We start from the raw sequence: 25,254 nt of genomic DNA, 5'->3' as shown, positions 1-25,254 counted from the left end.
CAATCTTCGGACATAGACAGCAATCGAAACAGCGACCGGGAACGGTCGACCATCCCGGAGGACATCACCGCCATGACCACCACCACTGCAGAGCTTCCTGTTGTCGTCGTCGGCGCCGGTCCCGCCGGGCTGGCGGCGGCCGCCCACCTTGTCGAGCGCGGCATCGAACCGCTGGTCCTGGAGGCCGGTCCGACCGCCGCCACCGCGGTGCGGGGCTGGTCGCACGTGCGGCTGTTCTCGACCTGGAGCGAGCTCGTCGACCCGGTCGCCGAGAAGCTCCTGGCGCCGACCGGCTGGGTCAAGCCCGCCGCGGACACGTATCCCACCGGCGGGGACTGGGCCGAGCAGTACCTCCAGCCCTTCGCCGACCTCCTGGGCGACCGGGTCCGCTACGGCGCCACCGTCACCGGCGTCTCCCGCCTCGGCCGCGACCGGATCGTCGACGCGGACCGCGAGCAGCAGCCCTTCACCCTTCGCGTCACGCGCGCTGACGGCTCCGAGGAGCGGATCCTGGGCCGGGCCGTGATCGACGCGTCCGGCACCTGGTCCACACCCGCCCCGATCGGCGCCGACGGCCTCCCCGCCCTGGGCGAACACGCCGCCTCCGCCCGGATCTCCTACCGCGTCCCCGACCTCACGGACCCGGCGGTCCGCGCCCGGTACGCAGGCAGGCGCACCGCCGTCATCGGCTCCGGGGCCTCCGCGTTCACCGCCCTTGCCGCTCTCGCCGGCCTCGCGAAGGACGAACCCGGCACCCACTCCGTGTGGATCCTGCGCCGCGGCATCAGCGGCTCCACCTTCGGCGGCGGCTCCGCCGACCAGCTCCCCGCACGCGGCGCCCTGGGCCTGGCCGCGAAGGCCGCCGTCGACGACGGATACGCCGACGCCGTCACCGGCTTCCGCACCGAGGCCGTCGAGCCCGCCGCCGACGGCCGGCTGGTCCTGGCCGGTGAGGACGGCCGGCGCCTCGACCCGGTGGACGAAGTCATCGTCCTGACGGGCCTGCGCCCCGACCTGTCCTTCCTCTCCGAGCTCCGCCTCACCCTCGACGAACGCCTCCAGGCACCGGTGGACCTCGCCCCGCTCATCGACCCGAACCAGCACTCCTGCGGCACGGTCTACCCGCACGGCCACCGCGAACTGTCCCACCCCGAGCAGGGGGTCTATCTGGTCGGCATGAAGTCCTACGGCCGCGCCCCCACCTTCCTGGCCATGACCGGCTACGAACAGGTCCGCTCCGTCACCGCGGCCCTCGCGGGCGACACCGAGGCCGCCGACCGCGTCGAACTCACCCTCCCCGAGACCGGCGTGTGCGGCGGCGCCGGACTCTTCGACGAACTCACCGCCGGGCAGAGCGACGAAGGCGGCTGCTGCGCTCCGGCTGCCCCCGTCCTCGTACAGATCGGCACCGGTATCTCCTTGCCGGTAGCGGTCGCCGAGGACACCACGTCCGGCGGGTGCTGCGGGTCCTGAACCACCGCGCCCCGGTCAACGCCGGCCAGGGCGCGTCCGTACCGAGTCAGGAGGAACGTCATGTCACGAGTACAGCTCGCCCTGCGCGTCCCCGACCTCCAAGCCTCAATCGCCTTCTACAGCAAGCTCTTCGCCACCGAACCGGCGAAACTGCGCGACGGGTACGCCAACTTCGCCATCGCCGAACCGCCACTCAAACTCGTCCTCGTCCAGGGCGCACCGGACGCCGACACCCGCATGGACCACCTCGGCGTCGAAGTCGAGACCACCGAAGCCGTCCGCGCCGCCACCACCCGCCTTCAGGACCAAGGGCTGGCGACCGACGTCGAGAACGGCACCACCTGCTGCTACGCCCTCCAGGACAAGGTCTGGGTCCACGGTCCCGGCCAGGAACCGTGGGAGGTGTACGTCGTCAAGGCCGACGCCGACTCCATGACCAAGCAGAAGAACGGCACCTGCTGCACGGACCCAACCGTCACCGAAGCAGGCCCGCCCGCGCCGACCGGGGCCGGTGACTGCTGCCCGTGACCAACCTCGATGCCCGCGGGGCCGCGACCGGAACAGGGGACCGGTCGCGGCCCCGCGCCGTGCTCCCCGCCCTATGCGTCACACAAATCACCAGCTGGGGAATCGCCTCCTACGCCTTCCCCGTCCTGGACCCTGGATTCTGAGGCCGCCGCCGAACGCGCGATAGGCTCACCGCTCATTCGGCAGGCTCGTAGCAGTAAGGGGGAGGAGCCGTGCAGCTCACGGTGCGGTGGTCCGACCTATGGGTGCCCGCTTCGTTGATCGCCCTGAGCGTCGTCCTCAGCTTGGTGACTCGTCGGAGGCGACGCGGGCGGCAGACAGCTGTCAGACAGGGTTCAAGGACTCACTGGGAATGGCTGCCGTTCATGTTCGGGCTGGCTACAGCGCTCGGAGAGCTCTCAGTCCTTCTTGATCTGCCCGATCCCTGGACGACGATCATTGATGTGACTTCCCGTGCACTCGCCCTCACTACGGTGTTCATGGCCTTCCGGACGGTATGGATCCTTGCCATGCGCGGCATTCGGCGCGTGTTCGCCCGGCGAGGAGCGGACACCAGGAGCACTTGACAGCCGTTGGAGGACATCAGCGGTTGACACCAACGGTGGTGGACGAGCGTGTATGGCGGCTGCTTCGGCCACTACGCCGAGATTCAGCTGACAGGCTTCCGCACACTGTCGCCCGGACAGCGGGTGGACCTCACGTGGGAGGCCCCCGGCTTCAAGCAGGACGGGTACGACTACCGCGCCGTGAGCATCACGCCTCGGCCCGCCTGACCGCTCTTCTGGCATCAACGGCGGCGCACGACCACGCGCCCCGGGCCGCCCCGGAGTCGAGCGGCGGACCGTCCGAGTTGACCCTCCCCCTACGTCAGGCCTGAGGCTGAGGCCGACGAAAGGCAGGTGCATGAGCTACTCCGTGGGACAGGTCTCGGCCTTCGCCGGGGTGACGGTGCGTACGTTGCACCATTACGACAAGGCGGGGCTGCTGTCGCCCAGCGGCCGCAGCAGCGCGGGTTACCGGCGCTACAGCGACGGCGACCTGGTCCGGCTCCAGCAGATCCTCTTCTACCGGGAGCTCGGCTTCTCCCTCGCCGAGATCGCCGCGATCTTCGAGGACCCCCAGGCGAACGCTCTGGACCGTCTGCGGGCCCGGCAGCGGCAGTTGAGGGACGAGATCGCCAGGCTGCAGCGCCTGACCGAGGTGGCGGAACGAGCGATCGAGGTCCAGCAGACCGGGGTGGAACTGACCCCCGAGGAGCGCTTCGAGGTCTTCGGGGAGATCGACTTCGACCTGAGCTACGCCACCGAGGCGGAACTGAAGTGGGCGGACTCGGAGGGACGGCACGAGGCGATGGCGCGCGCGGCCGCCCACACCAAGGAGGACTGGCGGCAGCTCATGGGCGAGGCCACCGCCTGGCGCGCCGAGCTGCTCGCGGCCTTCGACGAAGGGGAGCCGAGCGACGGCGAGCGGGCCAGGGATCTCGCCGAGGAGCACCGCCTGCACATTTCGCGCTGGTTCACCTCCTGCCCGCCCGACATGCACCGGCGCATCGCGGACGACTTCCTCACCGATGCACGCGCCTTCGCCCTGGTCGTACCGCCGTCCCAGCAACGCCCCGGACTGACCGCCTACACGCACAGGGCGATCCACGCCAACGCCGACGCGGCCCGCCACACGGGCGGTCGTACCGACACAGAGGCAGACCGATGAGGATCCTGATCGCAGCGGCCGGATCGCGGGGTGACGTCGCGCCGTACACCGGCCTGGGCGCCGGCCTCCGCAGAGCGGGACACGACGTCGCCGTCGCCACCACGAACGCGTTCGCGCCCCTTGTGCGCGACGCCGGGCTGGAGTTCCGCAGCCTCCCCGCCGATCCACGCGGGAGTGGCGGTGTCACGGGCAAGCGCGAACTCATGCGGGCAGCCGCCGCGTTCATCACCGAGCTCGGCCAGGGATTCGCCGACGCGATGACCGACGACACGGATCTGCTCATGCTGTCGGCCACCACGGCCCCGCTCGGCTGGCACCTGGCCGAGGCCACAGGCACGCCGAGCGTCGGGGTGTACCTCCAGCCCACCGCGCCGACCGGTGACTTCCCGCCCGTCGTCACGGGCTCCCGCTCCCTGGGCCGCCGCGCCAACCGCCTCGCCGGGCGTTTCGCGCTGCGCATGGCCGACCGCGTCTACGAGCAGGCGGTGGCAGAGCTGCGCCTGAGCCTCGGGCTGCCCGCGCTTTCCGCCTCCGGAATGCGGCGGCGGCAGGAACAGGCGAACTGGCCGGTTCTGCACGGCTTCAGTACGGCCCTGGTGCCGCGGCCCTCGGACTGGCGCCCCGGCCTGGAGGTCGTGGGCAACTGGTGGCCCCATGATGATGCCGAACGGCTGCCCCCGGACCTTGAGGACTTCCTCGGCGCCGGGCCCCGCCCCGTCTTCATCGGCTTCGGCAGCATGGCCGCCGGCGAAGGGCAACGGCTGAGCGAGCTCGCCGTGCGCGCCCTGCGCCTCGCCGGGCTGCGCGGCATCCTCCAGTCCGGCAGTGCGGGGCTCGCGGCCGACGGCGACGATGTGCTCACCATCGGGGACGTACCGCACGCGCTGCTGTTCCCGCGGCTGGCGGCGGTGGTCCACCATGCCGGGGCCGGCACGTCCGCGGCCGCGCTGCGCGCCGGAATTCCCGCGGTCACGGTGCCGGTCACCGCCGACCAGCCGTTCTGGGCGGGGCGGCTGGCAGCCCTCGGCGCCGCCACCGACCCGATACCCTTCCGGTCCCTGACCGCCGAACGGCTCGCCGACTCACTCGGCCGGGCGGTGCGGCAGCAGACGTACGCACGAGCCGCCACGGATGCGGCACGGCGGCTGCGGACCGAGGACGGAGCGGCCCAGGTCCTCGGGGCCCTCCGTCATCTCACCGCCCCGCAGGGCCACCGCCCCGCGTGACCACCGCCCCGCAGGGCCACCGCCCCGCGTGACCATCGCGCACCGGGCGGACCGCGATGGCGGACCGCGAGGAACGCCATCTGCGGCAAGGGCATGGGCGGGCGCCCGGTTGCCCCGTAAAGTCGCCCCATCACTGATGGTTATGGGGCCGGTTCCTGGTGTACGGACACCGGGGCGCTGGTGGGGAGGGCCTGTAGAGCATGAGCCGTCGCTCGAATGGGTTGGTCGGTGTCTGGGCGGAAGCGCAGCGCCAGCAGCAACGTCAGCATGAGGCGCAAGCCCGGTACCAACGGGATCAGGAGAGACAGCAACGCACCTACCAGCGGGAGCTCGCGCGCAGTCATCGGGAGCAGAAGGCGGCCTACCGGGAGCAGCGCGAGGCCGAGGCCCGGCGGCGTACGGCGGAGCTCGACGCGCGGGTCGGGGCGCTGGAGGGGCTGTTGGCGGCAGGGTGCCGTGCTCCGGTGTTCCGTGCGGCGGCCCTGACGCGGGTGGAGCAGGTCGAGGCCTTCGCCCCGGGGCCGCTCGCGCAGCCCGTGCGGATACCGGACCCGAACGAGCCCCGGTACCAGCCGCAGGCGGGTGGCTGGACCGCCGCCCGGCGGGCTCAGGCGCAGGCGGAGGCGCGGGCCGGTTTCGAGCGGGACTGGCACGCCGCGCAGGCCGCGGAGGCACAGCGCCGGCAGCAACTGGACACGTACCGACGTGAGTACGAGCAGTGGGCCGCGGACCGGTTGGGCGAGATCCGGCGGCACAACGCCGGGGTGGCCGAGATGACGGCGGGCCTGCGAAGCGGCGATGCGGAGGCCGCGGTGGAGTACTTCTCCGCCGCCCTCTACGCCTCGACCAGTTGGCCGGATGACCTGCCCCGTCAGGTGTCGGCGGCCTACGACTCCGACGCCCGCCAGCTGGTGCTGAACTGGGAGCTGCCCAAGTACGACGTCGTCCCGGAGGCGAAGTCGGTGCGCTACCTGGTCAACGCCGAACAGGAGAAGGAGTCGCCCCGGCCCGTCACGCAGCGCCGTGCCCTGTACCGGGACGTGCTCGCCCAGTGCCTTCTGCTGGTCCTGCGGGACCTGTTCGCGGCGGACGAGTTCGGTGCGCTGGAGTCGGTCGCGCTGAACGGGTTCGTGGACGATCACGATCCGGCGACCGGCCGGCGCGCGCCGATGTTCCTCGGTACGGTCATGGCGTCGCGTACGACGTTCGACGCACTGCGCCTGGAGCAGGTGAACGCCGTCAACTGCCTGGTGGACGGGCTCCGCGGGCAGCTCTCGGCGCGTCCCGATCAGTACGCGGCCGTGCGGCCGGGACGGGTTCCGGACGAGGTCGGCAACGGTGTCGTCACCCATGGGGGCGACGAGGAGCCGGATCTGTACGCGATGGATCCCCTGGCCTTCGAGGCGCTGGTCGCCGAACTGTTCCGGGCCATGGGCATGCAGGCCGTGACCACTCAGCGCTCGAACGACGGCGGTGTGGACGTCGACGCGCTGGACCCGGCCCCGATCCGCGGCGGCAAGATCGTCGTACAGGTCAAGCGCTACCGCAACACCGTCCCTCCGACCGCTGTCCGCGATCTGTACGGCACCGTCCAGGACGCCGGCGCCAACAAGGGCGTCCTGGTCACGACGTCCGGGTTCGGCCCCGGCTCGCACACCTTCGCCAACGGCAAGCCCCTGGAACTGGTGGCTGGTTCGGAACTCGTCGATCTGCTGCACCGCCACGGGCTGCGCGGACGGCTGGGCACCGGGGAGCAGCGTCCTGTGCCCGCGCAGCGGACGGCGCCGGACCGCGAGGCCCATGCGGACGACCACAATGTGCTGGGCATGTGCTGGTCGGGCAGCGCGGCCCTGGACGTGTGCGCGCTCGTCTGCCACGGCAACCGGGTGCTGGACGACGACCACTTCGTCTTCTTCAACAATCCCCGCACGCCCGATGGTTCGGTCCGCGCGCTCCCGCCCGTCGCGCCGGACCGGGCCGCCATCCAGGTCTCGTTCGACGCCCTGCCGGCGCGCGCCGACCGGCTCGTCGTCGTCGCCGCCGTCGATCCCGTCGTGAATCCCACGGCCGACCTGTCGGGTTTCACCGACGCCGGCATCCGGCTGCTGGACTCCGAGTGGGCCCCGCTCGACCGGTTGGACGTCTCCGACGGCCGCGCCGGTGAGACTGCCCTCGTGTTGGGCTCGTTCCGCCGCCGCGCGAACGGCGACTGGGAGTTCGTCACCGGGGGCAAGGGTTATCGCGGCGGCCTGGAGGAACTGATCCAGGAGTACGGCATAGACGTGGAGTGATGCGCGGACCGTCTGCCGGGCTGCGGGCGCGGGCGCTCCTGCCCACTCCCGCAGCCGGGCCCCGGGCCTGGCGGACTCTCCACCTCTCCCGGGCCCGGGTCACGTCAACGGCCTTTGTTACGCGGGTGGTTGCTGGCCATCCGCTCGTTGCCGAACTTGTACGCGCCCGTCCAGCGGGCCATCACGGCCTGGGCGTCACCGGACTCCGCCTCGGCCACGAACTTGGCCGCCCGGTCGCAGCGAAGTGTGGTGGCCTCGCGGCCGCGGTGGGTGATGACGACGGTGCCGTCGGCGTGGGAGACGTAACTGAACCCGGAGGGTGCCGGCATGGGTGGGACCTCCTTCTCTCGTGGCTGCTCGTGGCTGCTCGTGGCTGCTCGTGCCGTTCCGTTCCGTGCCGTGCCGTTCCGTTCCGTGCCGTGCCGTTCCGGGAAGTATCCGGGAGGTCTGCGCGCCGGTCGGCGGCCGGGCGCCTCAGCGGCAGGAGACCTTCAGCTGCGCCGCCGCGTGGTGCGCGCCCACCAGCTGTGTGCTGCCCCAGTCCCGGCCCCGGTCGATCAGCCGCACCGCGAAGGTGTCGCCCTTGACCGGATAGCTGTTCACGTCGACCGCGGTGCCCCGGTGCGCGGTCTGGCGTACGGCGAAGCCCGTGTACGCCGAGTCCGCGTCCGCCGGGTCGGAGAGCACCCGGTACACGGTGGGGTCCCCGGCGACGTCCCGGTCCCGGTCCGAGCGCGGGACGAAGACGGTCAGCGCGCACTCCCGGAAGCCGGAGCCCAGGTGCCAGGACCAGGTGGCGGAGTTCCCTCCGTCCGCGTCCGGGCTGCCGGACATCGGGACGGCGCTGAACCTTCCGTCGCACGAGCTGCCGTGGAAGCCGCCCGAGGGGACCGTAAACCAGCCCGCGTCACCGTTCTCGAAGCGCCCGTACTCGCGGTACTCCCCCGTCGAGCAGCCGGGGCCCGCCCACGCCGTGTAGCGGTAGCCGGGCGGGTCGTCCGAAGGCGAGGAGGATGCGGCGGAATTGGAGGCACCCGAGTCCGCCGCCGAGGGGCTGATGCGGGTGGGGGCGCCGCCCACCCGGTCGCCGGCCCCGGTCCCGGCGCGGCCGACCGCCCCGGTACGGGTCTCGCCGCCCGACGACGCGAGGACCGACACCGCCGTCACCAGGGAGCCGGTCAGCACCACCACCCCCGCCGCGAGCCAGGCCTTACGGCTCGTCGGAAGCGTGGATATCCGGCCCGCGAGCGTCTCCCGGGCGATCCACGCACCGTCCCCGCCGCCCGCACGCGTCACAAAGTCGCAGTCGGGGCAACTCATACCGGGCAGCGCACCACGTCGCTCGCCGCCGCACTGTTGGCACCTCATGGCAGCACACCCTGCCAGTGCCGCGCCCCCTCAGGGAGGGCCCGTGCGGAATTGGCCCGGCCGGTTGCCGTACCGCCGACGTCATCCGCGCCGTCGGCCGAGGTGCCTGCCGGTTGCCGTACCGCCGACGTCATCCGCGCCGTCGGCCGAGGTGCCTGCCGGTGCCGTACCGCCGCGCGGCCGTCAGCGCAGTTCGTCCGGGCACGGCGTCCCGGGCGGCAGCTGGTACGGGGCGCCGAGCCGGTACACACCGGCGCGCGGGGCGAGCAGTTCCGTCCACTCGTCGCCGTGCTCGTCCTCCTCCACCTTGATCAGGCAGCCGTTCGTGTTGGTGAAGGACTTCGGGGTGTCCTTGTCCGCACGCTTCTTGGACGCCTCGGTCTCCTGCGGCCGCTCCAGGCTCCTGCCCTTCTCGTCGACGACCGCGAGCCAGGGCGAGTACGGGATGCGGATCAGGACCCGGCCCGCCTCCTTCACGTCGATGGTCAGCTCCTCCGCGCCGGCCTTGTCCACCGTCGCCGGCGGGTCGGCCATCGGCACGGGGCTGTCGACCGCGAAGAGCCGCCAGTTCGCGTCGGACCAGAGCGCCTTGAGGTACGGCAGCCCCTTGTCGACCAGCTCGGTCTCCTGGGCGGCGCCGCTGGAGTCCGGGTCGCCCGTCGGCAGCACCACGTAGTGCACGGCCCAGCGGTCGAGCCACTCGCGGTAGTTCACGGGGTTCAGGGTGTCGTCGTAGAAGAGGGGGTTGCGCTCCATGTCGGCCTGCCGGTTCCAGCCGCGGGCCAGATTGACGTACGGCAGCATCGCGGCCGCCTCCCGGTGGCTGCTCGGGGGCACCACCTCGACCCGCCCCTTGTCCGCACCCACCCTCTGGAGCTGGTCGACCAGCGGCGCCATCTCGCGCGCCCAGGACGCGGTGGGCGCGGTCCGGACGATGTCGTCGACGCCCTTGAAGCCGATCCAGAAGTTCAGCCCGGCGAACGCGAGGACCAGCGCGTACCACTTACGGGAGCGGGGCACGGTGTACGGGAGGGCGGCCAGCAGCACCACCCCGCCGAACAGCATCGCCATCCGCGAGACGTTCGAGCCGATCTGCGAGTCGATCACGAACGTCAGCAGCGTCCCGATGCCGTACACGGCGGCCGCGGTGCGCACCGTCTTCCAGTCGCGCGGCACCAGGAAGAAGACGAGGCCGGAGAAGATGAACGGCCCCGACAGCGTCGCGACCGACATCGGCTGCGTACCGGAGAACGGGAACAGCCACGCGGACAGCGCCACCACCACGACCGGCGCCAGCCCCAGGGCGTACGCGCCGGGGCGCCGCTTGTTCAGGAACAGCGCGGCCGCGATCACTCCGAGGAAGAGCCCGGCCACGGGGCTGCCCGCCGTCGCGAGCGCGGCCAGGGGGGCGGCGACGGCCGCCTTCGCCCAGCGCTTGTACCGCCAGCGGTAGGGCCAGCAGAACACGGCGGCCGTCGCACCGACGGCGAACATCATGCCGAGCCCGAACGTCACCCGGCCCGAGAGCGCGTTGCACAGATACGCGAAGACACCGGCCATCGAGCAGGCCAGTGGATTGCGCACCGCCTTCACCCGGTAAAGGATCAGCGAGGTCAGCCCCGCCGAGACCGTCCCGGCGATCATCATCGTCGTACGGACACCGAGCAGGGACATCAGATACGGCGAGACGACGCTGTACGAGACGGGGTGCATGCCCCCGTACCAGGCCAGGTTGTACGCCGTCCCCGGGTGCCGGCCGACGAACTCGGCCCAGGCATCCTGGGCGGCGATGTCACCGCCGCTGTTGGCGAAGAAGAGGAACCACAGCATGTGGACGGCCGCCGCGACGGCGGTCGTCAGCAGGACCGGGTGCCTCAGGCAGCGTTCCTTGAAGCCGTCGAGCCGGCCGGTGAGGCCAGTGGGCCCGCCCGGTCCGCCGGCGCTCCTTGTGGAGCCTGCGGAAGACGTGCTGCTCGCCCGTGTCGGCTCGGCCGTGGTCACTGCGACTCTCCCCGTCCCTTCCCGGACGCGTTGGAACCGCCGGCTTGCCTGCTCGGGTCTCATGGGCGGAAAGACGCGTTCCAGGGTCCACGCGTTGCCCACGGGACGCTAACACGCACGTTCTCGTCGGCGCCCGGAAAGAGCCCGCGAAGGCCCGTGAGGTGCCTCTCGTACGACGGAGCCGGGGGTTCGGGGGCCGGGGGCCGGGCGCCTCGCAGGGCGGCACCGGCCCCCGGCCGACAGGGAGCCTCAGTTGATCCGGGTCAGCTTCTGGCCGAAGGTCGGGTCCTTCAGGTCCTGCTGGAGAGCGACCGGGGCGCTGACCTTGCCGGGGCCCGTCCCCACGGTCACCACGCCGACCTTCGTGCCCGCCGTCATGCTGCGGGTGATCTCCTTGCCGTTGCCCTGCACGGACAGCTCCACCTTGAGACCCGCCCAGCCCTTCGCCTTGAGGTCACCGGTGGCGACCAACGGCGTCCGGCCGCCGAACCCGTCGTCGACGTACCCGACGACGTCGCCCTTCTTGACGACGGTGGCGGACGTCACGGCCTTCTGCGCGTCCTCGATCAGCTTGAGGCTGTTGTTCAGCGACATCAGCAGGCTGTCGTACGGCTGGCCCGTGCCCGCCTGCTGCCCCATGACCGCGCCGTAGATCCAGAGCTTCTTGCCGTCCACGACCGTGTTGGCGGACCAGACCAGGTTGCCGCCGGCCGGCGTGGAGGAGCCGGTCTTGATGCCGCTCACGCCCGGCTTCAGCAGGATCGCGTTGTTGTTGTAGATCATCCCGTCGATGCCGTCGATCTTGATCTCCGGGGTGTCGACGATCTCGCGCAAGATCTCGTTCCGCATCACGGCCTTGGCCAGTTTCAGCTGGTCGGTGGCGGTGGAGACCGTCGTCTTCTTCAGACCGCTGGGGTCCGTGTACGTGGTGTTGTCCATCCCGAGGTCCTTGGCCGCGGCGTTCATCTTCGCGATGAACTCGGACTCGGACGAATCCCAGCGGGCGAAGAGGCGCGCGGCGTTGTTCCCGGACGGGATCATCAGGAGCTGCAGCAGCTGCTTCTCGGTGAACTGCTGCCCCTTGCTGATCGGCGCGGTGGACTCGTCGCCCAGCTTGGACTCGTCCTCCGCCTGCTGGTCGACGGTGATCTTCTCGCCCGTCTCCTTGCCGCTGATCGGGTGCCCCTTGAGGATCACGTACGCCGTCATGATCTTGGCGACGCTGGCGATGGGCGCCGGCTTCTGCGCCCCGGCCGAACCGAGCGAGCCGACCCCGTCCACGGTGACCGCCGACTGGCCCTGTTCCGGCCAGCTGAGGTCCAGGTCGCCGCCCTTGAAGGTGTACGACGGCTGCGCCGTCATCGCCAGCACGGGGGCCGGCAGCGGGCGCACCATCTGCACGACTGCAAAGACGATCAGCAGCAGGAGGACCAGCGGGGTCCAGATCTTGACCCGGCGCACCGCCGTGCGGACCGGGGTCTCCGGCGGCGGCGGGGTGTTCGTCAGCTCCGCGAGCAGGTCGAGCGGCGGCCGGGGCGGCATCGGCTGCTGCCGGGTCCGCTCGGCCTCACCGAGCGACACGGCGGGCGCCTGCTGACCGGCGTGACCGGGAGCGGGCGCCGGCGCGGGGCTCTCCGGCGCACGGGGCGCGGGGGCCGGGCGTACGTCGTCCGCGCGCAGCGGTACGAACTTGCTGGTCCGCTCGGCGGGGGCCTCCGGCCGGGACCCGGTCTCCGGCTTGGCGGGCGGTCGCGTGATCTTGAGCGCGGTCGTCGGCTGATCGACGCGGGGCAGCTTGGGCGCCTTGAAGACGGCCGTCGCCTGATCGATTCCGCGCAGGTCCCCGGCGGGCTGCGCCTCATCACCGGACTCCTCGCGGCTGCGCGGAACGCGCACCTCGGAGGCGGTGTCGGAGGCGGTGTCGGGGGCGTCGTCTCGGTCGGATGACGCGTCGTCGGCGGACGTGGCGGTGTCGGACTCGGCGGTGTCCGCAGTGTCGGATCCGGTGGACGCGGCCGGCGTCTCGTCCGCCTCGGGCGTCTCGTCGGCCTCGTCCGGCTCAGGAGACTCCGCGGAATCCGCAGAATCCGCGAAATCCGCGGGTTCCGCACCGGCGGCGTCGGAATCGGGCGCGTCACTCGCGTCCCCGCCCTTGGCCACCCACGCGGCGACGGCGGCACGCAGCCGCGCATCGCCCTGCTCGGCCTCGGCGGGCTCCTGCTCGGGCTCGGCGGACTTCGCGGGCTCACCGGCAGGCTCCGCCGACTCCTCGTCGGCCCCCGCGGACTCCACAGGCCCCTCGGGGTCCGTGTGCGCCTCCGCGCGGTCCGGCTCGGCCTCCGAGGTCTCCGTGGGCCTTACAGGGCTCTCAGCGCCTTCTGGGGCCTCTACGGTCCCTCCCGGGGCCGCTTCCGCGGCCATGGCGGCCTCGGGCTCCTGAGGAGTCACCGCTTCCGGTTCACCCTCCGGTTCCCGGGAGCCGTCCGAAGCGGAATCGTCGCCCTCGGCGCCCTCGGCGTCCACCGCGTCCTCCGCCTCCGACCGCGGGGTGCGGAAAACGGCCGTCGCCGTGTCCGAGCCGTCTCCGGGCTCCGCCGGAGAGGCGGGTTCACGGAACACGGCAAGACGCGGATCGGCGTCGCTCCGAGTCGTTCCCGACGACTTCTGCTGCTCCGACTTGTCGGGGGACTCGCCCGCCACCGATGCCTCCTCCATGCGGCGCGGGGACATCCCCGCGCTGTCCGAACCATCTACCAGTGTCCCGTGTGAACCCTCGGCCGGACTGCTAGACGAGAACGACATACCTACTGGTTCCCGTACAAAGCACCCAGGCGCTCTCGACAGACAGATGTGAGAGGGGTCACCCTGTCACTCATCCACGCGGGGAGGCATGGATGGGCAGGAGCCGCAGAACAATTCCGGAGGAGCTTCTGCTGCTCGCTCTGGACCCGACCACGGGTACCACAGCGCAGCCGCAGTCGCTCGACCTCGGCCTCGCCGGAGCCCAGCTAGTAGAGCTGGCCCTGGCAGGACGGATAGCCCCTGATGGGGATCGTATCGCCGTGGTGATGCCACGGCCGACAGGAGATCCGACCCTGGACTCCGCACTGGAACTGCTGCGCAGACGCGGCAGCCCGGTCCGGGCCGTCCACTGGATCGGCGGACCCCGGCTGGGGCTCCGCCAGATTTACCTCGCTCATCTGGAGCGGTGCGGCATGGTGCATGCCGTGGCGGGCCAGATGTGCGGAGTGCTGCCGACGACTCGCTACCAGGCGACGGACACGGCGATCAGCCGGGACATCAGGGCCCGGCTGGACAGTGCGATCCGCACCGGCGTACCGCCGGACCCGCGGACCGCGGCGCTCGCCGCACTGGCCCACGCGGTCGGACTCGGCAAGCACCTGTACCCCGGGAACGAGGGGCGCTCATCGCGCTCCCGGCTCCGGGACCTGATCAGGCACGACCCGATGGGCGGTCTCGTGGCGCACGCCGTGATGGACGTCCAGAACGGGGCGGTCGCACAACCGCGCCGCAACCAGGCGGCCGGCGTTCCGTTGCAACAGCAAGTGCAGTCGCAGTCACGCCGCGACAGCATGGCGCACACCGCGGTCCACTAGAAGGTCCGCACGGGCGCCGACGCAGCACCCGCACCACCCGCTTCACCCAGCACTACGCGCACCACCCAGCACCACCGCAACAACCGCATACCGCCGCACCGTCGTCCCCATAGACCCGGTCCGGGAGCCGCACCAAGCGCGGGGCAGCCGTTACCACCGGCTGCCCCGCGCCGCTGCGTGTGGGCGTTTTCCAGCGCGGCCGGGGCCACGGGTGGCAATCTGCTGAGCAGTAGATACGCACAGCTACATAGCCGGAGGTGCCGTTTCCGTGCCGTCCAACGTCAATCCCACCGTCAGGCGACGCCGGTTGGGTCAGGAATTGCGCCGACTGCGCGAGGTCAAGGGCATGACGGCCGAGGAGGTCGCGGAGCGGTTGCTGGTCTCGCAGTCCAAGATCAGCCGCCTGGAGAACGGCCGCCGCTCCATCAGCCAGCGCGACGTCCGCGACCTCTGCGGGGTCTACGAGGTCGAGGACGTCCGCATCGTCGACTCACTGATGCAGATGGCCAAGGACTCCCGCCAGCAGGGCTGGTGGCACGCCTTCGGCGACATCCCGTACAGCGTCTACATCGGCCTGGAGACCGACGCGGAGTCGCTGCGGGTGTACGAACCCCAGGTGGTGCCCGGCCTGCTGCAGACCCGGCAGTACGCCGAGGCGCTGATCAACGGCGCGTTGCCGGAGGCCCCGCCCTCGGACATCGACAAGCGCGTCAGCGTCCGTTCACGCCGCCAGGACCGGATCACGGACCCTGAGCACCCCCTGCGGCTGTGGGCGGTCATCGACGAGTCGGCGCTGCGCCGGCTGGTCGGCGGCAAGCAGGTGATGATCGAGCAGCTGGAGCGGCTGGTGGAGCTGTCGCACCTGCCGCACGTGACCGTCCAGGTGCTGCCGTTCGACATGGGGGCGCATCCGGGCATCAACGGGCAGTACGCCATCCTGGAATTCCCGGACGCCGCGGATTCCAGCGTGGTCTATATCGAGGGCGTCACCAGCGACCTCTATCTGGAGAAGGCGCACGACGTCCAGCGGTACAGCGTCATGTACGAGCACCTGAGGGCGCAGGCGCTGAATGTGGAGCAGACCCGGCATTTCATCGAAGGGATCGCGAAGGAGTACACCCGTCTGAAGACGGAGTGAACTCCAGGACACGGGGGCCGGCCTCCCGTTGGACGGGCACCTAAACCAGCCAGCCCGCAAAGTCCGGTATGGGAAAAATGAAGTGATGTTACGGGTGAGGCGACGGCACGGTACACCGTCGCCACCTCGTAACGGAAGACCTGCAGGGTAGAAGCCATCCGGTCGAGTGAACGGCCCCTCCACACGGGGAGCTTGGCGAGTAGCGTCGATCACGCCAACGGGAAAACCCCTGGCGCTCGCACAACCTTCTGAACCGGAGTGAACATGGCCATTCGTCAGGGTGCTACGGAAAACTGGACGAAGTCGTCGTATTCCGGGGGCAACGGCGCCTGCGTCGAAGTCAAGTCCCCTCTCGTGCAGGCGATCGCCGTACGTGATTCGAAGGCCCCCGAAGGCCCTTCGCTCACCTTCGTCCCCGGCGCCTGGACCGCCTTCGTCCGCGATGTCGCCAAGGGGTCCGTCGACGTCTGACCGATGACCACCTTGCGCCGTACCGCCGCGCCGATCCAGGTGCTGTCGGCAGCCCTCTCGTCCGGTTCGCCGTCGTGGCCGAGAGGGCTCCCCGCGCGAGTCCGGTCGTTCACGACCGGGTGGTCCGGCGCAGCTGATCGACGTACCGGTCCGTGCCCGGCACGGTCGGGATGAACGGCGCCACCAGTTCCACCCGCCCCAGACCCGAGTCCGCCACCGATGCGTCGAGCCCGGCGAAGTACTCCGCCCAGCACGCTCGCGGGTCCTCCTGGAGGAACCAGAGCAGGGTCAGCCGGGTGTCGACGCCCTCGACCTGCTTCACGTAGGTCATCCGGTCGCCCGGCAGCGGCGTGGGACGGAACACCGTCACCATCGCCGCGGGCGACCCGCTCAGCCGCTTCGGCAGATGCCGGGAGCGCAGCCACTCCAGCAGCTCGGCCCGCTGCCCCGGCCCTTCCGCGTCGATCACCTGAAGGACCAGTCCGCGGTACGGATGGTCGAGCGCGTGGAAGTCCCGCGGCCCCGCGGCCCCGTCCCGGTAGACCGTCGCCTCGTGGTCCTGGAACGCCGTGAAGACATGGGTCCGGTCCTGGTAGACCCGGCCGTCGCGGTTCAGCCGCTTGTTGATGCCGACGGTCCACTTCATGTGGTCGTCGTAGCGCCCGTCCGTCACCCAGTACGTGGACAGGTAGCACCCGGCTCCGACCGGCTGCGCGACGGCGGACGTGGCCGGGTAGCGCAGTTCCTGGAGCTCCCGGGTGGCCACCCAGCGCCGGCCGGCGAACATCCAGGGCATCGCCATCGCGCCGGCGTAGAAATGATCGTCTTCGTACCAGCGGTTGTACGCGAACTCGTGGCCCGGGTGCGGCTCCACCATGGTGATCAGCGCGTGGCCGGGATGGACTCCGTACGGACCCAGCGCCGCCAGTTCGGCGTACGCGTCACTCCGCGTCCCACCCTCCCGCGCCTCCTCGTCCTTCGCTCCCTCGTCCTTCGCTCCCTCGCCCATGCCGTTCCCCTTCCGTACTCCGCCGGAGGGACCTACTCTGACGCCCCGTCAGAAGAAGTTCCAGAGCCGGGAGGCGCCGATGTTGCTCGCGGGGAAGACCGTCGTCGTGTCCGGGGTGGGCGCCGGGCTCGGGCATCAGATCGCGGCCGCGGTGGTGCGTGACGGGGGCGACGCCGTGCTCGGGGCACGTACTGCGGCGAATCTCGTGAAGTCGGCCGCGGAGATCGATCCGGCGGGACTGCACACCGCGCACCTGGCCACGGACATCACCGACGAGGCACAGTGCGAGGCGCTCGCGGCGCTGGCCGTCGAGCGGTTCGGGCGGATCGACGCGGTGATCCATGTCGCCGCCCGGGACAGCTACTTCGGCGGGGTCGAGGACGCGGATCTGGACACCTGGAAGGCGGTCGTCGACGTCAATCTGCTCGGCACCCTGCGGATGACACGCGCCTGCCTGCCCGCCCTCAAGGAGCGGGGCGGCTCGGTCGTCGTCATCGGCACGCAGTCCGCGGTGGCGGCGCCGTCCCAGGTGCGGCAGGCGGCGTACGCGGCCTCCAAGGGCGCGCTCACCTCGGCGATGTACTCCATGGCGTGGGAGTTCGGACCGCACAGGATCCGGGTGAACACCGTGCTGCCGGGCTGGATGTGGGGGCCGCCGGTGCAGGCCTACGTACAGTTCGCGGCCCATACCGAGCAGGTGCCCGAGGCCGAGGTGCTGGGGAGGCTGTCGGGGCGCATGGCGCTCCCGGAGCTGGCGACGGACGGCGATGTGGCGGAGGCCGCGGTCTTCCTGGCCTCCGACCGGGCACGCGCGATCACCGGGCAGTCCCTGCTGGTCAACGCGGGCGAGCTGATGCGCTGAGGCGCGGGGGCCCGGACGCGCTCCGCGGGGAGTTCGGTGGTGTCAGCAGGGTCTCCTCCTTTCCCGGCCGCACGGGACCCGCATCCCGTGCGGTCTGTCTGTGCTCTTCGGCGCTCCTGGACGTTCTCTGTTCTTCTGCACAGCCTGACGAAGTGCCCGATCATCGTGTGGCCGCCGTCACGTTCGCGACAACGCTTTCGTGAGTCAAGAACAGGTAAAATCGTTCCTCTTGCTGACCTGCGTTCACATCTATGACCTCTGGGGTCCTTGACCGAGGTACCGAACAGGCGGTTCAATCCCCGAAGCCCCCGCTCCCGCACGGGGGCCCCGCTGACCGGCCGTACTGACGAAGTGCGTACCCCGTTCACAAGGCGGACCCCAGGAGGGGGCACATGAACAGTCTCGACTGGGTCGTGCTCATCGGCTACTTCGGCGTGATGATCGCGATCGGACTCTGGTCCCACAAGCGTGTCGACAACGTCAGCGACTTCTTCACGGCCGGCGGGAAGATGCCGTGGTGGCTCTCCGGCATCTCGCACCACATGTCCGGCTACAGCGCCGTCATGTTCACCGGTTACGCCGGCATCGCGTACCAGTACGGCGTCACGTCCTTCGTGACGTGGTCGCTCCCCATCGCCATCGGCATCGGGATCGGCGCCAAGCTCTTCGCTCCCCGGCTCAACCGGCTGCGCTCACGGCTGCACGTCGCCTCGCCGCTCGAATACCTGAAGAACCGCTACAACATCCAGACCCAGCAGGCGCTCGCCTGGTCCGGGCTGCTGCTGAAGATCGTGGACGTCGGCGCCAAGTGGGCGGCCATCGCCACCCTGCTCTCCGTGTTCACGGGCATCACCCTGACCCAGGGCATCTTCATCACCGGTCTCATCACGGCCGTCTACTGCACGGTCGGCGGCCTGTGGGCCGACGCGCTCACGGAGCTGGGGCAGTTCGTCATCCAGCTGTTCGCCGGCATCGCGATGCTCGTCACCGCGATGAGCAAGCTCGACGGCTTCAGCACCCTGTGGACGGTCTGGGACAAGCTGCCCGAGGGCCACACGGACCCGACGGCGGGTCCGTACACCGTGACCTTCCTGCTGGCGTACCTGTTCATCAAGACCTTCGAGTACAACGGCGGCATGTGGAACCAGGCCCAGCGCTACATGGCCACGGACTCCGCCCGCTCCGCGACCCGCTCGGCGCGGCTCTCCGCCATTTTGTGGCTGGTGTGGCCGACGGTCCTGTTCTTCCCGATGTGGTGCGCCCCGCTGCTCGTCGACGCGCAGAAGCCGGACGCCTCGGACAGCTACGCGCTGATGACCGAGCAGCTGCTGCCGCACGGTCTGCTGGGCCTGGTCGTCGTCGGCTTCTTCTCCCACACGATGGCCATGTGCTCCTCGGACGCCAACGCCATCGCGGCGGTCTTCACCCGCGACATCGCCCCGGTCTTCTCCAAGGCGGCCCGCAACTGGAGCGACCGGGCCGGTCTCATGGCCGCGCGCCTGTCCACACTCGGCTTCCTCGGCCTGTCCATGGCGCTGGCGACCCAGATCAACTCGCCGACGTTCAAGGACATCATCTCGGTGGTCATCAAGTGGGTCGCCGGTCTGATGGGCCCGATCGCGATCCCGTTCATGCTGGGCCTGCTGCGCAGGTTCAGTAAGTCGGGACCGACGGCGGCGCTCACCAGCTGGGCGGCGGGTCTGCTGGCGTTCTACTTCACCAACTACAACTTCGACGGTTCGGTGAAGACGGACGTCGCCCTGCAGTACCAGGTGGCCCTGCCGCTGGCGATCTCGCTGGTGCTCTACATCGTCATCGGCTTCATCAAGCCGGAGGACACCCCGGAGCGCGACGCGATCATCGAGCAGATCAACTCGGACGGCGACGGCCCGACGGCCGGTGCGACCGTCCCGGCCCAGGGCGGTCCCGAGGGCGTGGCAGTCGCGGAGGGCGTGAAGGACTGACGCCTGCGGCTGTACGGGGGTGAGGGGCGGGTTCACGTACGGTTGCGGCGGCTTCCGTACGGGGGACCGGCCCCTCTACCTTTCCGGGCGGCTGCGGGGAACCCCGCCCCGCACCTGGTCCTGTTCCGGTCCTGCCTCAGCCGCGCGGGTAGCGGGCCAGCCAGCCCGGTGCGGCCGCGGCCGGGCTGTGCAGGGCGGGCCCCTGCGTCATCTCCATGGCGAAGTCGTCGGCGAGCTCCAGGAGCGTGGCCCGCCCCTCCAGCTCGGCCAGCCAGGCCGGGGGCAGCGCGGTCTCGCCGTGCAGCGCGCCGAGCAGCGCCCCGCACACGGCCCCGGTGGCCGCGGAAGGCCCGCCGTGGTTCACGGCCAGCCGCAGGCCGTGCCGGATGTCCTCGCCGACCAGGGCGCAGTACACGGCCACGGCGAGGACCTCCTCGGCGGAGTCCGTGGCGCCCAGCGACTCGATGAGGGCGGGGCCGGGGATGCCCTGGCGCACGGTGCCGAGGGCCTGTTGGAGCGCCTCGGTGACGGGTTCGTGGCCCGGCCGCTCCGCGAGCAGCGCCAGCGCGTGCTGCACGGAGCCGTCCAGCGTCTCGCCGCGCGCCAGCCCGTGCACCATCACGGCGAGGGCGCCGGCGGAGAGCAGGGCGGTGGGGTGGCCGTGGGTCTGGGCGGCGCACTCGACGGCCAGCTGGAGCACGAGCTGCGGCTCCCAGCCGACGAGCAGCCCGAACGGGGCGGAGCGGGTGAGCGCGGCCGAGTCGTGGGCGGCGGGGTTCTTGGGCCGGTCGAGGGTGCCCATGGTGGTGTCCCCGAAGCCGCCCAGGCATTCCCGGGTGGGCGCGCGGCGGCTGTAGAGCCACTCCTGCCCGGCGAGCCAGCCGTTGTCCTTGCGGCGCTCGTCGGGGCCCCAGTCGTGCTGGGTGGCGGCCCAGCGCAGGTGGGCCTGGTGCACGTCGGTGGGCGGGTGCCAGGCGCCGGTGTCGCGGCGGACCTGGGCGCGGATCAGCCCGTCGACGGTGAACAGGGTGAGCTGGGTGAGCGCGGTGACACAGCCGCGTCCGCCGTGTGCGGGGACGAAGTCGGTGACGGCGTCGGCCCCGTGGGCCTCGCGGATCTCCTCCAGCGTGAGCCCGCTGACGCCCGCGCCGAGCGCGTCACCGATGGCGCCGCCGAGCAGTGCGCCGCGTACCCGGCTGCGGAAGTCCTGCTGCTCGGCACGGCCCCAGACAACCGTGGTCCCTGAGCCCACCGTGCCCCTCCCCGTCTCCCGGTCGGTCCGTTCCCGTGTGCGACTGCGCGGTAACTGCGCAGCACTGTAATCGAACGGGGACGGGGCCGACGGGGGCGGAACGGTATGTACGAAGTGGCTGGTTCGGTTCAGTTTTGCGCGGCAATCTCCGGGGATTGCCCGTGCGGCCGACGCCGGCGCCGACGGCTCGCACGTGCTGGTCGGCCGGCGCCCGGCTCGGGACGTCAGGCCAGCGTCTGGGTCAGTTCGCTGCGGGCCGAGGTATGCACGACGCGGCCGTGTGCTCCGTTGACGGGAGTGCGCGCCGCGGGTGCGCCCTCAACTGGGCAGCGTGGCCAGCCAGTCGGTGAGGATCCGGTTGACCTCGGCGGGGCGTTCCTGCTGGATCCAGTGGCCGCAGCCGTCGAGGATGTGGGAGGAGACCAGGCCCGGAAGCGTGGCCGGGTAGGCGTCGATCGCGTCCGCCAGCCAGGTGGTGGAGGCGTCCAGGCCTCCGCCGATGAACACCGAGGGCTGGGTGAGGGGGGCGCCGGCGTAGGCGGTGAGATCCTCCCAGTCACGGTCCATATTCCGGTACCGGTTCAGCGCGCCGGTCAGGCCGGTGCGTTCGAACTCGGCGGCGTAGACGTCGAGTTCCCGCTCACCGAGCCAGCCCGGCAGCCGGCCGTCGGGGAACCGGTCGCGCAGTGTCCCGCCCTTGCTGACGAAGTGTGGGTCCGGGGCGTCGGCCGCGGGCATGGTGTCGGCGGACAGTGCCGCGTAGAAGCCCGCGAGCCAGCCGCGTACATCGGGTTCGATCTCGGCCTCGGCACGGCCGGGCTCCTGGAAGTACGAGACGTAGAACTCCTCGTCCCCGCCCATCCGGGCGAAGACACTGCTCGGACGGGGGCCGCCGGGCGGGGCGTAGGGAACGCTCAGCAGCCCCACCGCGCGGAAGACCTCCGGCCTGACCAGGGCGGAGTGCGCCGCGATGGTGGCACCCCAGTCGTGGCCGACGACCACGGCCGACTCCTCGCCCAGGGCGCGTACCACCGCGACGTTGTCCTCCACGAGACCGAGCATCCGGTACGCGTCCGTCGCGGCCGGCTTGGAGGAGCGGCCGTAGCCGCGTACGTCGATGGCGACCGCCCGGTAGCCCGCCGCCGCCAGGACCGGCAGCTGGTGGCGCCAGGAGTACCAGGACTCCGGGAAGCCGTGGATCAGCAGGACGAGCGGCCCGGTTCCCTGCTCGGCGAGGTGAATCCGGCCTCCCGGTGATGCGACCGACCGGTGCGTGATCTCCGAGCTGTGCTGTCCCATGGCTCTCCTCCAGGTGCGGCTGTCGCGCGTGCTGCCTGGCGTCAGGACCGGCCCCGGCTGCCGTTGCCGCCCTGTCGCCTCGGAACCGATCATGCGCAAGGCGCCGCCGAAGAGACGAGTCCCTTTGCCGGTTCGGCAAGACCGGTCCGCGGTGCGCCTGTCCGACCCGGCCGGCGGTCGGGCTCAGTGCGTACGGCGCACCGGGCGGTCGGGGCGTGGTGTCGCCTGCAGGGGCGGGGAGATGAGGGGCTCGAGCAGCCGGGCGAGCTGCTCGCGCTGCTCCGGGCCGAGACGGCCGGTGGCCGGTGCGAGGGCTTCCCTGATGTCGTCGTCCATGCGCTGGGTGAGCTCGCGTCCGGCGTCGGTGATCAGGACGACGACGGCGCGCTTGTCCTCGGGGCTGGTGCCCCGCGTCAGCAGCCCGCGCCGCTCCGCGCGGGCGATGAGGCCGGACATGGTCGACTTGTCCAGGCCCAGGAATGCCGAGAGGTCGCTCATGCGGGGCTGCCGGTCGCGCAGGATGCCGAGCACGCGCAGCTGGGTGAGGGACAGGTCGTGCTCAGCGCCGATGCGGGTGAGTACGCCCATGACCTGGAAGGCGCTGCGGACCATGCCGTCGATCAGGTCGTCCGTGGAGTCGTCGGGAGCCATGAAGGACACCCTACTTGACAATGTTTGCATTACCAATAACCCTGATGGTGATTGGTAATGCAAATCAACCAAGGGGTGGGGAAACATGACGACTCTGGCACGCTGGTGCTACCGGCACCGGCTGGTGGTGCTGCTGCTGTGGCTGGCGGCACTGGCGGGGGCGGGCTCGGCGGCGACCTCCGCCGGCGCCGACTACCGCGAATCGGTTCTCCCTGCCGGACACCGACTCCACGCGGGCTTACGGCCTGATGGAGAAGGCCTTCCCGCAGACCTCGGGGGACACCGACACGGTGGTGTGGAAGGTCGACGACGGCAAGGTCACCGACGCGGCCGTACGGACCCGGATCGAGCCCGCGCTGAAGAAGATCGCCGGGATGGAGGGCGTCGGCGGGGTCACCGGGCCGTACGCCGGTGAGCGGGGCGCCACGCAGATCAGCGAGGACGGGCGGATCGCCTACGCCGAGGTCGCCTTCACGCAGCAGGCCGACAGCGTGCCGCAGGCTCTCGTGCAGGACGTCGTCGACGCCGCCCAGGACGCGGAACAACAGGGACTCCAGGTGGAGTTGGGCGGCCAGGCGATCGCGAGCGTGGAAGTGGCGCCGACCGGTCTGGCGGAGATCGTCGGCCTCGCGGCCGCCGCCGTCATCCTCTACTTCGCCTTCGGGTCGCTGCTCGCGATGCTGCTGCCGCTCTGCGTGGCCGTCTTCGGTGTCGGCATCGGAACCTTCGGCATCCAGCTGCTCAGCCACACCACCAACGTCCCCGACCTCGCCCCGCTGCTGGCCTCCCTGATCGGCCTCGGTGTCGGCATCGACTACGCGCTGTTCATCGTCACCCGGCACCGGCGCGGCATCCTGCGCGGGATGAATCCGGAGGATGCCGCGGTCACCGCCCTCAACACCTCCGGCCGCGCGGTGCTCTTCGCGGGCGGCACGGTGTGCATCGCGCTCGCCGGCATGCTCGTGACCAATCTGCGGTTCCTGGACGGCGTCGTCATCGGCACCACCCTCACGGTCGTGCTCAGTGTCCTCGCCGCGGTCACGCTGCTCCCTGCCCTGCTGGGCCTGTTCGGCACCCGGGTGCTCAGCCGCCGGCAGCGGCGCAGGCTCACCGCCGACGGGCCCGAGGCCACGTCGAAGCGGGCGAGCGGCCTCGCCGCCCGCTGGTCGGCGCAGGTGCAGAAGCGCCCGCGGCGCACCGCAGCGTTCGCCGTCGTGGTCATGGCCGTGCTCGCGCTGCCGGTGCTCTCACTGCGGCTCGGCACGGCCGACCAGGGCAACAACGACACCACGACCACCACCCGCCAGGCCTACGACCTGCTCGCCGAGGGCTTCGGCCCCGGCTTCAGCGGGCCGCTCCAGGTCGTGGTGGACGGCGAGGACACCGCCGCGCTCGTCAAGGGCATCGAGTCCACCGACGGCGTGGCCCGGGCCGCCGCACTGCCGCCCGCGCACGGCGTGAGCCTCATCCAGGTCGTGCCGACCACGTCACCGCAGTCGGAGGAAACGGCCCGGCTCATCGACCGGCTGCGCGACGACGTCATCCCAGACGCCGGTGTCAAGGCCCACGTCGGCGGGGTCACGGCGGTCTCCAAGGACTTCGCCACCATCACCGGCGACCGGCTGCCCCTGTTCATCGGCACCATCATCGTCCTCGGCTTCCTGCTGCTCCTGCTGGCCTTCCGCTCGATCGTCGTACCGCTGACGGCCGCGCTGATGAACCTGATCGCCGCCGCCGCGTCCTTCGGCGTACTGGTCGCGATCTTCCAGTGGGGCTGGGGTCTCGACCTGCTGGGCCTCGGCAAGGAAGGCCCGATCACCGCCTTCCTGCCGCTGATCATGCTGTCGCTGCTCTTCGGGCTCTCCATGGACTACCAGGTGTTCCTGGTCAGCCGGATGCACGAGGAATGGGTGCACACCCGCGACAACGCCCGCGCGGTCCGGGTCGGCCTCGCCGAGACCAGCCGGGTCATCAACAGCGCCGCCCTGATCATGGTCGCCGTCTTCGTCGCCTTCGTGCTCAGCGGCAACTCGAACGCGGCGATGGCGGGCGTGGGACTGGCGGCGGCGGTCGCGCTCGACGCGTTCATCCTGCGTACGGCCCTGGTGCCCGCGGCGATGCATCTGCTGGGCCGCTCCAACTGGTGGCTGCCGGCCTGGCTGGACAAGCGGCTGCCGCACATGGCGGTGGAAGCGGCGGAAAATCCGGCGGGCACGGACGGTGCGCCGGGCGCCGAAAGCACGACGACCACGGCGGCGGACGTGGGCGTCGGCGTCGGCGGCTAGCCGTTCGTGGACGGGGTGAGGGCCTTCCGGCGCGGAAGGCCCTCACCCCTCCGAAAAGAACTGGACGCCTGAACACCCGGGCCTATAGTTGGCCGTCGACCGTGACAGC

Annotated in this window: 18 protein-coding genes and 3 pseudogenes; 13 read left to right on the top strand and 8 right to left on the bottom strand. The window is 71.0% G+C overall.

What is annotated here, in order from left to right; genetic code table 11:
- The first annotated feature begins 72 nt into the window (after positions 1–72).
- From ABTX18_RS20725 to ABTX18_RS20695, 7 genes and pseudogenes are all read left to right on the top strand, one after another.
- On the top strand, positions 73–1,473 hold the full coding sequence (locus ABTX18_RS20725) for an FAD-dependent oxidoreductase (RefSeq protein WP_352124169.1): 1,401 nt from the start codon (positions 73–75) through the stop codon (positions 1,471–1,473).
- Positions 1,474–1,533: 60 nt separating this feature from the next.
- Entirely contained in the window at positions 1,534–2,001 is a 468-nt protein-coding gene (locus ABTX18_RS20720; protein ID WP_352124168.1) for an ArsI/CadI family heavy metal resistance metalloenzyme, read from the top strand.
- Positions 1,998–2,135 (top strand): annotated as a pseudogene (locus ABTX18_RS20715) (MFS transporter); the annotation flags it as partial. The gene ABTX18_RS20720 and the pseudogene ABTX18_RS20715, both read left to right, overlap by 4 nt.
- A 486-nt stretch (positions 2,136–2,621) precedes the next feature.
- Positions 2,622–2,774 (top strand): annotated as a pseudogene (locus tag ABTX18_RS20710) (cold shock domain-containing protein); the annotation flags it as partial.
- Positions 2,775–2,904: 130 nt separating this feature from the next.
- The gene (locus ABTX18_RS20705) at positions 2,905–3,711 is read left to right on the top strand and encodes a MerR family transcriptional regulator (RefSeq protein ID WP_352124167.1); all 807 of its coding nucleotides are present in this window, start codon (positions 2,905–2,907) and stop codon (positions 3,709–3,711) included.
- Complete coding sequence (locus ABTX18_RS20700; RefSeq protein ID WP_352124166.1) at positions 3,708–4,937, top strand: glycosyltransferase; 1,230 nt, start codon at positions 3,708–3,710, stop codon at positions 4,935–4,937. Before ABTX18_RS20705 ends, ABTX18_RS20700 begins: the two co-directional genes overlap by 4 nt.
- Positions 4,938–5,137: 200 nt before the next feature.
- A complete protein-coding gene (locus ABTX18_RS20695; protein WP_352124165.1) occupies positions 5,138–7,228 on the top strand; it encodes a restriction endonuclease in 2,091 nt (696 codons plus the stop codon).
- Between the two features lie 104 nt (positions 7,229–7,332).
- On the opposite strand, the gene ABTX18_RS20690 is transcribed toward ABTX18_RS20695, so the two are convergent.
- From ABTX18_RS20690 to ABTX18_RS20675, 4 genes are all read right to left on the bottom strand, one after another.
- On the bottom strand, positions 7,333–7,557 hold the full coding sequence (locus tag ABTX18_RS20690; protein ID WP_352124164.1) for a hypothetical protein: 225 nt from the start codon (positions 7,555–7,557) through the stop codon (positions 7,333–7,335).
- 145 nt (positions 7,558–7,702) lie between these two features.
- Positions 7,703–8,548: an adhesin gene (locus ABTX18_RS20685; protein WP_352124163.1), complete on the bottom strand. Its 846-nt coding sequence runs from the start codon at positions 8,546–8,548 to the stop codon at positions 7,703–7,705.
- A 231-nt stretch (positions 8,549–8,779) separates the two neighbouring features.
- Entirely contained in the window at positions 8,780–10,597 is a 1,818-nt protein-coding gene (locus ABTX18_RS20680; protein WP_352124162.1) for a DUF8823 domain-containing protein, read from the bottom strand.
- A gap of 249 nt (positions 10,598–10,846) precedes the next feature.
- Positions 10,847–13,297: a serine hydrolase gene (locus tag ABTX18_RS20675; protein WP_352124454.1), complete on the bottom strand. Its 2,451-nt coding sequence runs from the start codon at positions 13,295–13,297 to the stop codon at positions 10,847–10,849.
- A gap of 194 nt (positions 13,298–13,491) precedes the next feature.
- Between ABTX18_RS20675 and ABTX18_RS20670 the strand changes: the two genes are divergently transcribed.
- From ABTX18_RS20670 to ABTX18_RS20660, 3 genes are all read left to right on the top strand, one after another.
- Complete coding sequence (locus tag ABTX18_RS20670) at positions 13,492–14,214, top strand: GOLPH3/VPS74 family protein (protein ID WP_352124161.1); 723 nt, start codon at positions 13,492–13,494, stop codon at positions 14,212–14,214.
- Between the two features lie 268 nt (positions 14,215–14,482).
- On the top strand, positions 14,483–15,352 hold the full coding sequence (locus ABTX18_RS20665) for a helix-turn-helix domain-containing protein (RefSeq protein WP_352124160.1): 870 nt from the start codon (positions 14,483–14,485) through the stop codon (positions 15,350–15,352).
- A 264-nt stretch (positions 15,353–15,616) separates the two neighbouring features.
- The gene (locus tag ABTX18_RS20660) at positions 15,617–15,823 is read left to right on the top strand and encodes a DUF397 domain-containing protein (RefSeq protein ID WP_352124159.1); all 207 of its coding nucleotides are present in this window, start codon (positions 15,617–15,619) and stop codon (positions 15,821–15,823) included.
- 109 nt (positions 15,824–15,932) lie between these two features.
- On the opposite strand, the gene ABTX18_RS20655 is transcribed toward ABTX18_RS20660, so the two are convergent.
- Positions 15,933–16,832: a hypothetical protein gene (locus tag ABTX18_RS20655; RefSeq protein ID WP_352124158.1), complete on the bottom strand. Its 900-nt coding sequence runs from the start codon at positions 16,830–16,832 to the stop codon at positions 15,933–15,935.
- A gap of 79 nt (positions 16,833–16,911) precedes the next feature.
- Between ABTX18_RS20655 and ABTX18_RS20650 the strand changes: the two genes are divergently transcribed.
- Positions 16,912–17,694 carry an SDR family oxidoreductase gene (locus tag ABTX18_RS20650; protein ID WP_352124157.1) on the top strand — a complete coding sequence of 261 codons (783 nt, stop codon included), beginning with the start codon at positions 16,912–16,914 and terminating at the stop codon, positions 17,692–17,694.
- Between the two features lie 392 nt (positions 17,695–18,086).
- Positions 18,087–19,658 carry a sodium:solute symporter family protein gene (locus ABTX18_RS20645; RefSeq protein WP_352124156.1) on the top strand — a complete coding sequence of 524 codons (1,572 nt, stop codon included), beginning with the start codon at positions 18,087–18,089 and terminating at the stop codon, positions 19,656–19,658.
- Positions 19,659–19,794: 136 nt separating this feature from the next.
- Here the strand turns inward: ABTX18_RS20645 and ABTX18_RS20640 are convergent, their stop codons facing one another.
- From ABTX18_RS20640 to ABTX18_RS20630, 3 genes are all read right to left on the bottom strand, one after another.
- On the bottom strand, positions 19,795–20,910 hold the full coding sequence (locus ABTX18_RS20640; RefSeq protein ID WP_352124155.1) for an ADP-ribosylglycohydrolase family protein: 1,116 nt from the start codon (positions 20,908–20,910) through the stop codon (positions 19,795–19,797).
- Between the two features lie 318 nt (positions 20,911–21,228).
- Positions 21,229–22,209: an alpha/beta fold hydrolase gene (locus tag ABTX18_RS20635; RefSeq protein ID WP_352124154.1), complete on the bottom strand. Its 981-nt coding sequence runs from the start codon at positions 22,207–22,209 to the stop codon at positions 21,229–21,231.
- Between the two features lie 183 nt (positions 22,210–22,392).
- Positions 22,393–22,860, bottom strand: coding sequence for a MarR family winged helix-turn-helix transcriptional regulator (locus ABTX18_RS20630; RefSeq protein ID WP_352124153.1), 468 nt, complete (start codon positions 22,858–22,860; stop codon positions 22,393–22,395).
- A gap of 85 nt (positions 22,861–22,945) precedes the next feature.
- On the opposite strand from ABTX18_RS20630, the pseudogene ABTX18_RS20625 reads away from it, so the two are divergent.
- Positions 22,946–25,145: pseudogene (locus ABTX18_RS20625) on the top strand (MMPL family transporter).
- The last annotated feature ends 109 nt before the right edge of the window (positions 25,146–25,254 follow it).

Origin of the sequence: Streptomyces sp. NPDC096323 (assembly GCF_040302845.1) — a bacterium.
Lineage (GTDB): Bacteria > Actinomycetota > Actinomycetes > Streptomycetales > Streptomycetaceae > Streptomyces.
The sequence above is the reverse complement of the archived record's forward strand: the minus strand, read 5'-3'. Positions and strand labels throughout refer to the sequence as shown.